The sequence below is a fragment of the Flavobacterium sp. U410 genome (assembly GCF_053570605.1).
This window is the reverse complement of the sequence record NZ_JBSEFI010000003.1, coordinates 118,095-130,213: the sequence shown is the minus strand read 5'-3', so window position 1 is coordinate 130,213 and position 12,119 is coordinate 118,095. Positions and strand designations below refer to the sequence as shown.

At 33.9% G+C, this 12,119-nt stretch carries 13 protein-coding genes; 3 read left to right on the top strand and 10 right to left on the bottom strand.

The window, feature by feature from the left end:
• The first annotated feature begins 34 nt into the window (after window positions 1-34).
• From lpxD to ACUSJC_RS03465, 3 genes are all read left to right on the top strand, one after another.
• The gene (gene lpxD, locus ACUSJC_RS03475; protein ID WP_449268163.1) at window positions 35-1,021 is read left to right on the top strand and encodes a UDP-3-O-(3-hydroxymyristoyl)glucosamine N-acyltransferase; all 987 of its coding nucleotides are present in this window, start codon (window positions 35-37) and stop codon (window positions 1,019-1,021) included.
• Window positions 1,022-1,064: 43 nt separating this feature from the next.
• Window positions 1,065-1,265 (top strand): hypothetical protein, encoded by a 201-nt coding sequence (locus ACUSJC_RS03470; protein ID WP_449268162.1) that lies wholly within the window; start codon window positions 1,065-1,067, stop codon window positions 1,263-1,265.
• A 214-nt stretch (window positions 1,266-1,479) separates the two neighbouring features.
• The gene (locus tag ACUSJC_RS03465; protein ID WP_449268161.1) at window positions 1,480-1,713 is read left to right on the top strand and encodes a hypothetical protein; all 234 of its coding nucleotides are present in this window, start codon (window positions 1,480-1,482) and stop codon (window positions 1,711-1,713) included.
• A 272-nt stretch (window positions 1,714-1,985) separates the two neighbouring features.
• Here ACUSJC_RS03465 and ACUSJC_RS03460 read toward each other — a convergent pair whose 3' ends face one another.
• The 10 genes from ACUSJC_RS03460 to ACUSJC_RS03415 all read right to left on the bottom strand — a co-directional run bounded on the left by ACUSJC_RS03460 (window position 1,986) and on the right by ACUSJC_RS03415 (window position 12,030).
• A complete protein-coding gene (locus ACUSJC_RS03460) occupies window positions 1,986-2,588 on the bottom strand; it encodes a DUF6705 family protein (protein ID WP_449268260.1) in 603 nt (200 codons plus the stop codon).
• Window positions 2,589-2,664: 76 nt separating this feature from the next.
• Complete coding sequence (locus ACUSJC_RS03455; protein ID WP_449268160.1) at window positions 2,665-3,270, bottom strand: DUF6705 family protein; 606 nt, start codon at window positions 3,268-3,270, stop codon at window positions 2,665-2,667.
• A 58-nt stretch (window positions 3,271-3,328) separates the two neighbouring features.
• Entirely contained in the window at window positions 3,329-3,976 is a 648-nt protein-coding gene (locus ACUSJC_RS03450; RefSeq protein WP_449268159.1) for a DUF6705 family protein, read from the bottom strand.
• 16 nt (window positions 3,977-3,992) lie between these two features.
• The gene (locus ACUSJC_RS03445; RefSeq protein WP_449268158.1) at window positions 3,993-4,601 is read right to left on the bottom strand and encodes a DUF6705 family protein; all 609 of its coding nucleotides are present in this window, start codon (window positions 4,599-4,601) and stop codon (window positions 3,993-3,995) included.
• Between the two features lie 12 nt (window positions 4,602-4,613).
• The gene (locus ACUSJC_RS03440; RefSeq protein ID WP_449268157.1) at window positions 4,614-6,134 is read right to left on the bottom strand and encodes a hypothetical protein; all 1,521 of its coding nucleotides are present in this window, start codon (window positions 6,132-6,134) and stop codon (window positions 4,614-4,616) included.
• Window positions 6,135-6,389: 255 nt separating this feature from the next.
• Window positions 6,390-8,006 (bottom strand): alkaline phosphatase PafA, encoded by a 1,617-nt coding sequence (gene pafA / locus ACUSJC_RS03435; RefSeq protein ID WP_449268156.1) that lies wholly within the window; start codon window positions 8,004-8,006, stop codon window positions 6,390-6,392.
• A 10-nt stretch (window positions 8,007-8,016) separates the two neighbouring features.
• On the bottom strand, window positions 8,017-8,427 hold the full coding sequence (locus ACUSJC_RS03430; protein WP_449268155.1) for a hypothetical protein: 411 nt from the start codon (window positions 8,425-8,427) through the stop codon (window positions 8,017-8,019).
• A 5-nt stretch (window positions 8,428-8,432) separates the two neighbouring features.
• Window positions 8,433-9,377 carry an NAD(P)H-dependent flavin oxidoreductase gene (locus ACUSJC_RS03425; RefSeq protein ID WP_449268154.1) on the bottom strand — a complete coding sequence of 315 codons (945 nt, stop codon included), beginning with the start codon at window positions 9,375-9,377 and terminating at the stop codon, window positions 8,433-8,435.
• Entirely contained in the window at window positions 9,377-11,008 is a 1,632-nt protein-coding gene (locus tag ACUSJC_RS03420; protein ID WP_449268153.1) for a S8 family serine peptidase, read from the bottom strand. The genes ACUSJC_RS03425 and ACUSJC_RS03420 overlap by 1 nt, the downstream gene beginning before the upstream one ends.
• Window positions 11,009-11,091: 83 nt before the next feature.
• Window positions 11,092-12,030: a calcium/sodium antiporter gene (locus ACUSJC_RS03415; protein WP_449268152.1), complete on the bottom strand. Its 939-nt coding sequence runs from the start codon at window positions 12,028-12,030 to the stop codon at window positions 11,092-11,094.
• Window positions 12,031-12,119 lie beyond the last annotated feature (89 nt).

Genomic DNA, 12,119 nt, shown 5'->3' with positions numbered 1-12,119 from the left:
ATATATACTGAATAAGCAGTGTAATTTTTTTTTAATGAAAAACTTTTCGGTGCAAACTCTTTGCACATATTTAAATGGAGAAACTGTTGGTAAAGCATCACTTATAGTCTCTTCACCTGAACGTCTTGAAATAGCTCTTCCTCATCAGATAACTTTTATCGGTCATAAAAAGTTTGAAAAGCTTTGGTTAAAATCTAAAGCTTTGGTGGCAATAGTGAATAAAAATATAACTATCGAACCTGGTAAAGAAAAAGCATTTATAAAAGTTGACAATGTAGAACTAGCCATGTGCCGCATATTGGAGCTTTTTGCTCCTGATCAGCCTGTGTTTGACAATGATATACATCCTTCAGCTATAATCCACCCTACTGCTAAAATAGGCAAAACAACTCGTGTAGGAGCAGGTGTTTATATAGGCGCTGGCTGTATATTGGGTGATGCAATAACTATTTATCCTAATGTTACCTTACTTGATGAATGTACAATAGGTGACAATACTATAATATGGCCGGGTACTGTAATCCGGGAACGTTGCAAAATAGGTAATAATTCAATAATTCACTCAAATGCGACTATTGGTGCTGATGGTTTTGGATTTATAAAATGTCCGGAAAAAGGATTAGTTAAAGTACCGCACATTGGCAATGTCATTATTGGCAATAATGTAGAAATAGGAGCGGCAACTTGTATAGACCGAGCTAAATTCAGTTCTACAATCATTGGTGATGGTTGTAAAATTGATAATCTGGTACAGATAGGTCACAATTGTATCGTAGGTAAATATTGTATTATAGCCGGTAACAGTGGTCTTGCAGGTTCTGTAACCCTTGGAAATGGTGTAATAATTGGCGGAGGTAGTAGCATTAAAGACCATGTTACTCTAGGTGATGGTGTTACTGTTGGCGGAGGATCCGGTGTTGTTTCTGATATTCCCGCCAGAAAAACAGTTCTAGGTTATCCTGCTATTGACGGAAAGCTTGCTTTAAAGCAATGGGCTATAATGAAAAATGAAGGGAATTAATTCCTGTTTATCTAAAAATCTGTAAAATTTAATCTTTAAAAATATGGGAGATTCCTTTTTTAAGAAAGAAAATAATAAGAAGAAAGCTTTAGTAAAGAAACTAAAAGCTCAAAAAAGACAAGAGAGAAAAACCAATAACAGCAAAGGTAAAGGCTTTGAAAGTATGATCATTTATGTAGACAAGAATGGTCATTTTACCGATACACCTCCTGAAATAAATAATGAACAGGATGTAATGAGCTGAACCCTCATAAATAAGCAATAAAAGGTTTGATTCTTGTAATCGATGAACCATTAAATATAGTTTCAAATAAAAAAATGTAAAAGCCTATATTTTTATACTTGAAAAGCATTCATGAAAAACAGTACGATATATATTCAAGGAATAAAATACATCTGACTTTTATCAAAATTTAAAGGCGCAGAAAAGCAAAGTATATAATCTAACATTAAAGACTATGGCAGATTTTAAAACAAAAATAACGTTTCTTACTATAAATACTGTTTTTAGTACAAAAGAGCTCTATCTTTTGGTTAACAATAAATTAAATAGTAATATACTTTTTAAAAAAGATAAAACGCTATGGCTCATGGGGGTAGAATACAAAGTAAAAAATGTACAATTCAACATTTTAGAAATGCCGGAAGATGGATTTAATTGTGAAGCTTTAATAGAAATAGTACCGATTTAAATAATAATTTTATAAATACTGTTAAAGCAAAAAGTCCCGAAATCTTCGGGACTTGATGTTTCTTTGATAAGAAATAAAATTACTGCTATTAACCGATACCAAAGTTAGAACCTTAAATGTTAATATTGGTACAGTTTTTCTGTATATTTTATTAAAATGTATTTTTTATCGTTGAAAAGTCGTTGAAGTAAAAATTACTTTTTTACTGCCGTGTCAGCACCAGATCTACTTTAGGTAAAAACATCGGAAATTGAATTGCTCAACATCAAGTTTTACTGTTTTACCATTAGATATTCACCATAAGGAACACGAGGAACGGTAGGTGAATTTTCATCAGGTAACATAACGCTATCATTATCAAAAAGTGTGGCTGTCATTTTTTCCGGTGTACCAAAACTTTGCGGCAAGTATCGCAAGACCAAAGAGAGGGACAAATAATTACGTTCCGGATCATGAAAATTTAACATAAATCTTTTTTCATTTGAATTACAATCATTACAAATAGGATACATATTGTAAGGTTGTATAAATCTTCCAGAAATATTATGTTCTCTACCTATAATAGTTGTATTACTTAAAAGAGAAAGTGTATTAACAATTTCAATTCCATTACTTGCAAAACGGTATTCCCCTATTAATAGATCTTCATAATATTTACCATTATAAATATGAGTTTTCTTTTGAAGAACAATAGTCAAAGTATCTGTTCCATGAGTATATTGCCAGGTTCCTATATATTTATCCATTTCATTGTCTAAATCTTTAAAGTATGCACCTTGAAAAACTTCATATCTAGGGGTCGTTAACGAAACTGTTTGTGCTTTGCAAGAAATTACAAATACAACACATATTAATAGTAAAAATATATTTTTCATGATCTTTTGTTTCTCATTTGAGAAAGGAACATTCCTAAAAAAACATTGATCCATTGCCATACATCTGTCAAAAGTTTTACTGTTTTATCATTAGATATTCGCCATAAGGAACACGAGGAACGGTAGGTGAATTTTCATCAGGTAACATAACGCTGTCGTTATCAATAAGTGTTGCCGTCATTTTTTCCGGTGTACCAAAACTTTGCGGCAAGTATCGCAAAACCAAAGAGAGGGACAAATAATTGCGTTCCGGATCATGAAAATATAATCTAATTCTTTTTTCGCTTGAACTACAATCATTACATTTTATGATTTCTTCATTTGAAATAAATTTTCTTCCATTTGTACTATGTTCTCCACCTACAATTGTAGAATCATTTAGTTTTGATAAAGTATTAACAATTTCTTGTCCACTACTAACAAAACGATATTCACCTATTAATAAATCCTCATAGTATTCTTCATCAAAAACGCGTATTTTCTTTTGAAGAACAATAGTTAAAGTATCTGTTCCATGGGTATATTGCCACGTTCCTTCAAATTTATCAAGTTCGTTAAAAGTATCTTTAAAATAAGCTCCACTTGACACATTATGATAATATGTATTTAATGGTACAGTTTGTGCTTTGCAAGAAATAAAGCTGAAAATTGTCAGTATTGTAATATATATATATTTTTTCATTTGAGAAAGTAACATTTCTAAAAAACATTGATCCATAGCCATACATCTGCCAAGAGTTTTACTGTTTTACCATTAGATATTCGCCATAAGGAACACGAGGAACGGTAGGCGAGTTCTCATCAGGTAACATAACGCTATCATTATCAATAAATGTTGCTGTCATTCTTTCCGGTGTACCAAAACTTTGTGGCAAGTATCGCAAAACCAAAGAGAGGGACAAATAATTGCGTTCCGGATCATGAAAATTTAACATAAATCTTTTTTCATTTGAATTACAATCATTACAGACTAAATATATATTATTTGCTATTTGACGTCTTCCTGATATTAGATGTTTTCTTCCTAGAATTGAAAAGTCACTAAATCTAGGTAGTGTATTAACTATTTCTTGATTGTTATTTACAAATCTATATTCACCGACTAATAAATCCTCATAATATTCCCCATCAAAAACATGTATATTCTTTTGAAGAACAATGGTTAGAGTATCTGTTCCATGGGTATATTGCCAGGTTCCTACATATTTATCCATTTCATTGTCTAAATCTTTAAAATATGCGCCTATATTAACATCTTCATAGTAAGTGTTTAACGCTACAGTTTGTGCTTTACAAGAAATGATTGTAAAAATTGTCAGTATTGTAAAAAATATTTTTTTTCTCATTTGAGAAAGGAACATTTCTAAAAAATATTGATCCATAGCCATACATCTGCCAAGAGTTTTACTGTTTTACCATTAGATATTCGCCATAAGGAACACGAGGAACGGTAAGCGAGTTCTCATCAGGTAACATAACGCTATCATTATCAATAAGTGTTGCTGTCATTTTTTCCGGTGTGCCAAAACTTTGCGGCAAGTATCGCAAAACCAAAGAGAGGGACAAATAATTACGTTCCGGATCCCAAAAACTTAATTTAAATCTTTTTTCATTTGAATTACAATCATTACAGATAGGATACATATTATTCGGAAGAATAAACCCTCCTTGAATATTACAATTCTCACCATTTATGTTTGCAGGATCATTTAATACAGGTAAAGTATTAACAACTTCAATTCCATTATTAACAAAACGATATTCACCTATTAGAAAATCAAAATAATATTCTCCATTATAAATATGAGTATTTTTTTGAAGAACAATAGTCAAAGTATCTGTTCCATGAGTATATTGCCAGGTTCCTGCATATTTATCCATTTCATTATTTATATCTTTAATATATGTTCCGTGTGGATATTCCCAATAACTTGCATCTAAAGACACTATTTGTTGCGCTTTACAAGAAATGATTGTAAAAATTGTCAGTATTGTAAAAAATATATTTTTCATAATGTTTCGTTTTTATTTACACGGTATTTCGTTTATCGTATTGTTATCGCTTCCAAGCTCCAGTTTTTTCCAATTTTCTTTTACAAAAGGCGTTCCAAAACCGGTTTGTTCCATTTCATATAACGAAACTCCTAAGTCCTGATCTTTGATAAATTGAAGCAAAGCTCTTTCATATTGCATAGGAGTTCCATTGATTCCATTAGCTTTATTTTGGTAATATCTTCCTAATTTTTCACCATAATCTTTCCATGTTGTTTTTGTTCCACTTCCAAGTCCGTTAAAATAAGGATGTATAGCACTCAACGTTGCCAATTTAGAGAAATTTTCAATTTTAATGGCATAAGTGTAATAGTAAACGCCTATTTTGACCACCATAACACATACAAAAAGATTATTTCCGGCTGGATTATATTCGGGTGTATTTAGAGCATAATGTGAAGCTATAGTATACAAGTTGTAAATATCATCATGTGAAAACATGGGCAAATGCCCTTCACTGGGATGTGTATGTATGGTACCGAACTGGTAGCCTCTTGTCGGAAAGTTTACATGTCTTCCGTTTGTTGATTCCGTATAGTTGGCAAAAGGACCATATTCAGGGTAATTTCCCTGATTGTAAAAGCCATAACCGACTTCTCCATTGGTAGACATACCGTCTGCCATGTTGATGATGGCTGTTCTTATGCGAACGTCGTTGTCGTCCATATAGGGATTGGTAGGATAAGAAGGTGCTTTGGTCAATTTATTAAGTTCATCACAAGGAGTAGTTCCTGAATTTTCCTCCAATACAGGTAAAGGTGTCGTTACTATTTCCTCCTCGTCAGGATCAGGATTGCTACCGCCTGTATTATTAGGAAAAGAAGTCGTACCGCTGTCTTCTTCATTACCGGAATCCCCTCCGCCACACCTCACCAGAGTACAAGAAGACCCCTGATAAACCCAGCCGTCACAATAGACCTGTCCCCCTGTATTATTTCCTTCGTTACAAGGAACACCATATTCGTAGGTATAAATGTCCTTACAAATGATGGTAGCAGAACACCTGTCGGCAGTTCCGTTCAATTCATAAAAAAGCGTGTTTAATGTCATGGCTTCCTCCGCCGTCATGTTTTTCACAACGTTCAAATCCTCTTGATAATCCACTAAATACACAACGGTGCTGTCATTTTTAGTTTGAATTACAAGGTTTTCTGTCTGTATTTCTTGCTCCGGTCTCACTACAGAAAAGGTATATGACGTTAGAGAATCGTTCTCTATCAAAAGGGCTTGGTCTGTATCAATATAAAAATCATATATGGAATCATATACCACTCTGTTGAGACCATTGGAACGATTAAGACCGGAAATCCGATTAATTCTTTCAGCCAAAGAAGTTCTTTTATGGATCTCGCTTTTAGTAAGAAGCGATATTTTAAAATCTTGCGTCTGCTGAGCGCTGTTTTGTTTTTGAATGTAGTCTTCTTCCATAGAACAGGAAACAGCTAGTACTGAGACTAAAAGTAGTGAGAATTTTTTGAATAGTTGTTGTTTCATTAAGTGATAAATTAAAACGTTCTACAATTCAAATATATTATATTTTCCTCTAAAAACATATTTTATCTATTAAAAATGTTAATTATCAAATTTTATCTATTGTAGGAAAAAATTTTAAAGCAAAAAGTCCCGAAGGATTCGGGACTCAATGTTTCTTTGATAAGAAATAAAATTACTGCTATTAACCGATATCAAAGTTAGGATGTCAAATGTTAATATCGGTACAGTTTTTCTGTATATTTTGTTAAAGTTTTATTATTTGTTTGTCAACACTTCTTCTAAAACTTCAGCTTCTGTTCCGTTAGGTAAGGTAATCTTCAATTTTTGTGCTAGTGTCGGTGCAATTTGTGTAATGTATTTCTTTTGATGACTTTCTCCTTTTGGCACTTTCCAACCATAGAAAAGCAAAGGAACATGCGTATCATAAGCATAAGGCGAACCATGAGAAGTTCCGGTTGAAGAATATTCAATATAAGCGGGTTTGAAAACAAAAACCAATTCTCCGTTTTGAACCGGATCATAGCCACGAGAAATACAGTTTAAGTAATAATCGGTTCCTCCATTACTCATGATCTCTTCTTCTGTATATACGCGTTTGATGAATTTCTGTTGGTACAAAAAGGTTTTGAAAGCTTCTTTTACTTTAGTCAATTCTAAGCCTTTTTGCTGAATTAATTCTTTATTGAAAAATAAATTGAAATTTGAATAGTTCAACAACAAATCAGCTCCAAAATGCTCTTCTGAAAAAGCATGTAATGAATTTTCAAAGTTTTTAGACAAAATATTATCTACATCATACTTGTTATCTTTCAAGTATGTTACGTTTTCAGCTCCGGCATGATCTGCCGTTAAAAATACTAAATATTGATTTTTACCTACGGTTTTATCCAAATAGTTTAAGAAATCGGCAATAGCCAAATCCAAACGCAAATAGGTGTCTTGCAATTCAATAGAACGTGGTCCCAAAGCATGCCCGATATAATCGGTTGACGAAAAACTCACGGTTAAAAAGTCAGTTATCGCATCTTGTCCTAATTGCTCTCCTTGAATGGCTTTCTTTGCAAAATCAACTATTAAATTATTCCCGAAAGGACTGGTTCTTAATACTCCTGCATCGTTGCTTTCGTACATTTCTTTCATATTGTATGGAAAAAATGCTTGTTTTTTAAACAATTTCCCTTCGTAAGGATTGTTATCATTTAAACTTTCGTTATACGTTTCTTTTGGTTTCAACAGATCCCAAGTTTGATTGGTATACTCCAAATAATGCTTTTCGTCATTAAATTGTTGAGCCCATTTTGGCATATTTTCGCCGTAATACGTACTAGTTACAAAATTTCCGGTTTTGCTGTACCAAAATGCCCAATCGGCAAAATGTCCGGCCGGAAGAATTGCTCCTCTGTCTTTTATACTGATTCCAATGACTTTTCCCTCAAATTTAGTAGCCAATTTCAATTCGTCAGTAATTGTCGTTGCTTGTAAATTGCGAGGCGACATTTCACCTTCGCTTTTTGTTCCGCCACCAAGAGTTGCTACTGAGGCATCGTCGGTACAGTACATTTCTTTTCCGGTTGCTTTGTTGAACCAATCGTTCCCTACAATTCCGTGAACAGAAGGTGTTGTTCCTGTGTAAACCGAAGCATGTCCTGGTGCCGTGTATGTGGGCATGTAATTGTAATGCGTGTTGTGAAAAGTGTAACCTTTGTTCATTAAACGCTTAAAACCATCGTTTGAAAAATCATCTGCAAAACGATACAGATATTCCATTTTCATTTGGTCAACTACAATTCCTACAACTAGTTTTGGCTTTTCTTGTGCTTGTGAAAATGTACTCGCTAAAGCCAAAAGTACAGCACTGATTTTAGTTTTCATTTTTTATTTTTTATTCTGTAATTTCTTCAATATCGTAGCAGAAAGAAAAATCTTTGTGATACACATACAATTGTGTTTTGTTATTCTTGTCTTTACGAACGAAGAAGGAAATTTTAACTGCAATTCCTTCCGGGTTTTTACATAAATACGAATTGATTTCGTCTGTCTCTGAAATTTCTTTCCCTAAATATTCTACAATTTTATAATACTGAATTTCTGTGGAATAAATCACAATTTTATTCTTATCATAATCTAGTGTGACGATAACTTCTGTTGGTTTGGGTGTCGACCACTTTTTCCACTTTCCGTAACGATCTTTCTCTAAAATAGAAATTGTTGATGTTTTAAAACGAAACGATTGTGCAGAAACAAAAACTCCGCTAAACAACAATAAAAGCACAAAATATTTAAAAAACTTCATAATTCTTAAAATTCAATTTTAGTAATTTCCTGTTGAGCTTGTTTAAATTCAGCCATCACATTTTTAACAATGGTTTCTACCGGAAGAATGTCGTGAATCACTCCTGCAATTTGTCCAACTTCCAATTCACCTTCTACTAAGTCACCCTCAAACATTCCTTTTTTAGCTCTCGCTCGGCCTAAAAGATTTTTTAAATCCTCAGGTGTAGGACATTGCTTATATAATTCCTGTAAATCGTTATAAAATTTATTTTTGATTAAACGAACAGGTGCCAACTCTTTTAACGTCAACATTGTATCGCCTTCGTTAGTATTCAAAATGGTTTGCTTATAATTATCATGCGCACTTGATTCGACAGAAGCAGCAAAGCGACTTCCCATTTGAACGCCATCAGCGCCTAAAGCCATAGCTGCTAACATCCCTCTTCCAGTTGCAATACCTCCGGCAGCAATTAATGGAATAGTTATTTGTTCTTTCACCATAGGAATTAATGTCAGCGTTGTGGTTTCATCTCTTCCGTTATGTCCTCCGGCTTCAAATCCTTCCGCTACAATAGCATCTACGCCGGCTTCCTGAGCTTTTAACGCAAATTTTGTACTACTTACCACATGTACTACGGTAATTCCGTTTTCCTTCAAAAAAGGTGTCCACGTTTTAGGATTTCCGGCCGAAGTAAAAACAATCTTCACGCTTTCTTCCTTTATGATCTGCATGATTTCCTCAATATTGGGATACAACATGGGAACATTCACTCCGAAAGGTTTATCTGTGGTTTTTTTGCATTTTTGGATGTGCTCTCGCAAAACATCGGGATACATGGAACCTGCGCCAATTAAACCTAAACCGCCGGCATTGCTCACAGCACTTGCTAATTTGTAACCACTATTCCAAATCATTCCACCTTGAATAATAGGATATTGTATATTGAAAAGTTGAGTTATTCTGTTCATTATTGTTTGATTAATTTTCCTCGCAATTTACCATTATTCGAAGAAAAATCATAAAAGTAAATTCCGGAAGACCAATCGTGTGTTGGTATTTGAATTACTCCACTATTAACATATTGCGTTAGAACTTTTTGTCCTAATTGATTGTAAATTTCTATCGTTCCTATAAAAGCATCTTCCGACTGAATCGTTAAAAAATCGGATACCGGATTAGGATAAAGACGAATCTTATTTTGTTCAAAAGAAGCGACATCCAAAGCATTGGTTAAAGCCAATTGAAAATCGGGCACGCCATATCCTTTATAAATATCGGGAGTAGTATATTGATCGGCCGATTCTTTGACAAATTGAATGACTTCTGCCGCAGTTAAATTGGGCAAAGCCGACCAAAAAGAAGCCACCATTCCCGCTAAAATAGGGCTTGAAAACGATGTTCCATTTGCTGTGGTAATTGTTCCTGTTGTAGAACTAATTGTTGCACTCGCTCCCTTGGCGCAAACATCGGGTTTTACTCTGCCATCAGCTGTATTTCCTATAGAACTAAAGGATACATAATTTTCGGTACTATTTACAGCTCCTACTGTTAAAATATTATCTGCATCAGCAGGAATACCTATATGAGGTTCAGATGCATTCCCTTCATTTCCGGCACTAATTACGCAAACAATCCCTTTTTGAAAAGCCATGGAAGCTCCTCTGGAAGCAAATCCTATTTGTCCGTTTCGCATAGCATAAGTATACGAATATGTATCATTATCATAGGTTCCGTAACCTAAAGAAGAATTGATCACATCAACCCCTAAACTATCGGCTCTTTCCGCAGCTTCTACCCAATACGATTCTTCGACAGGATTTTCGCTATTCACGTCTTCGGTAATAAACAAGTAATATGCGGCATCAGGAGCGGTTCCTACTAATTGTCCTTCTACATAGCCGCCCATGGTAGATAACACATTTGTTCCATGACTATTACGCGTATAGAAATTAGTATTGGCATCCGGAAAATTATATCCTCCTAAAATTAGGTTATTATCGTGTAATCTTTGAAAAGGTGCAGCCGTATCTACTCCAGGAAAACCAGCATCTAAAACCGCAATAATTTTACCTGAACCGGTGTAATCTTGTTGGTGCAAATATTGACCATTCAACATTTGAATTTGATTAGAAGAATTTCCATAATTAAAATTGGCTTCTATTTCAAATTTATCTTTTGCCTTTCCAACTTTACTTGATCCCGTAGGAATTGAACTTCCTCTATTTCCGGTTAAACTATTGAGTGAATGATCAGCATAATAAATATAATCCACAAAATCCAGTGAATTTAAAGCTTGAATATCAGCTTGTGTTCCTCTTACATGTACAGCATTCATCCATTTGGATTGAGCCATAACGGTAATTCCTGTTGCAGCAGCCACTTGATTGACATACGCTATGGAAACGGGAACATCTGTTTCATCAAGACCTATTCCTTGAGCTGTTCTTCTGTCTAATGCTCTTTGAGAAAGCATTTGAAGCGGATTGGCTAAATAATAAGCAGTATCCGGTTTATCGTTAAAATATACCCATGCATCTTCCTGAGCAAATACCGTTAGGGAAACGAAAAATAGTACACTACAAAGTAATTTTTTAAGCATTGTTCTTTTCCATTTATAGTTTTGGTAAAGGTAACTAAAATAGCTCAGAAATGATACCAACTTTTCTTTACGAAAACTTCAAATTATTTAATAGTCAAATAAATAAAAATACAATACGCTGAAAGTAATAAAATACCTTCTTTTAAACTTAAGCTATTTCGCTTAGGTAAAAACACTAAAGGCAAAAGCGCTACTGCAAAACCAAGCATCCAATAAATATCGTTATTGATGATTTGCGGATCGATGTGATCGATAGGTTTTATCATAGCTGTAATTCCTAAAACGCTAAGGATATTAAAAATATTGGAACCAATTATATTACCAATAGAAATATCATTTTCCTTTTTTAAAGCAGCAATAACAGAAGATGCTAACTCAGGAATGCTTGTTCCAACAGAAACCACTGTAATCGCTATAATACGCTTGCTTACCCCTACGCTTTCTGCTAAGTTAACCGCTCCTTTTACTAACAATTCAGAACCTGCCCAAAGCGCAAAACTTCCCACAATTAACAAGCCAAAAATCATTACATAACTGATATTATCTTCTTCGTTTATTTCTTCCGTTTCGGCTGTAATTTGCTTGTTCTTCTTTACCAGATAAAGAATAAAAGCAATTAAAATTACCATAAAAATAAAGCCTTCTATTCGACTCAAAATGCCATCAACAATCAGAAAAATATACAATAGGAAAGAAGCTAACATTTTCATTGGCCAATCCGTAGCATAAAAACTGGTTTCCACCTGAATGGCATTAATCAACAAAACAACTCCTAAAACCAAACCGATATTTCCAATGTTTGAACCTACCACATTTCCCACTGCAATATCCGGAAAACCATCTAAAGCCGCTTCGATACTCACAATCATTTCCGGTGCCGAAGTAGCAAAGGAAACTACGGTTAAACCTATAATAATTTTGGAAACATTAAACTTGAGTGATAAGCCAACTGCTGATTTTAAAAGCCAATTTCCTCCTAAAACCAACAAGGTTAATCCGATTGCGATATAAAGTAGATTCATGTTTTGTATTTATAATACGAAGATAATTATTTGTTGAAGCTTAATGTTTATAAAAACAAAAAAAGATTAAAAACCACAGTCCTTAATCT

What these genes read in the sequence shown, in the direction of transcription:
- ACUSJC_RS03470 (WP_449268162.1), top strand. Translation starts at nt 1,065, where the DNA reads ATGGGAGATTCCTTTTTTAAGAAAGAAAATAATAAGAAGAAAGCTTTA.
- ACUSJC_RS03455 (WP_449268160.1), bottom strand. Translation starts at nt 3,270, where the DNA reads ATGAAAAAATATATATATATTACAATACTGACAATTTTCAGCTTTATT.
- ACUSJC_RS03465 (WP_449268161.1), top strand. Translation starts at nt 1,480, where the DNA reads ATGGCAGATTTTAAAACAAAAATAACGTTTCTTACTATAAATACTGTT.
- ACUSJC_RS03445 (WP_449268158.1), bottom strand. Translation starts at nt 4,601, where the DNA reads ATGAAAAATATATTTTTTACAATACTGACAATTTTTACAATCATTTCT.
- lpxD (WP_449268163.1), top strand. Translation starts at nt 35, where the DNA reads ATGAAAAACTTTTCGGTGCAAACTCTTTGCACATATTTAAATGGAGAA.
- ACUSJC_RS03430 (WP_449268155.1), bottom strand. Translation starts at nt 8,427, where the DNA reads ATGAAGTTTTTTAAATATTTTGTGCTTTTATTGTTGTTTAGCGGAGTT.
- ACUSJC_RS03425 (WP_449268154.1), bottom strand. Translation starts at nt 9,377, where the DNA reads ATGAACAGAATAACTCAACTTTTCAATATACAATATCCTATTATTCAA.
- ACUSJC_RS03460 (WP_449268260.1), bottom strand. Translation starts at nt 2,588, where the DNA reads ATGAAAAATATATTTTTACTATTAATATGTGTTGTATTTGTAATTTCT.
- ACUSJC_RS03420 (WP_449268153.1), bottom strand. Translation starts at nt 11,008, where the DNA reads ATGCTTAAAAAATTACTTTGTAGTGTACTATTTTTCGTTTCCCTAACG.
- ACUSJC_RS03440 (WP_449268157.1), bottom strand. Translation starts at nt 6,134, where the DNA reads ATGAAACAACAACTATTCAAAAAATTCTCACTACTTTTAGTCTCAGTA.
- pafA (WP_449268156.1), bottom strand. Translation starts at nt 8,006, where the DNA reads ATGAAAACTAAAATCAGTGCTGTACTTTTGGCTTTAGCGAGTACATTT.
- ACUSJC_RS03450 (WP_449268159.1), bottom strand. Translation starts at nt 3,976, where the DNA reads ATGGCTATGGATCAATATTTTTTAGAAATGTTCCTTTCTCAAATGAGA.
- ACUSJC_RS03415 (WP_449268152.1), bottom strand. Translation starts at nt 12,030, where the DNA reads ATGAATCTACTTTATATCGCAATCGGATTAACCTTGTTGGTTTTAGGA.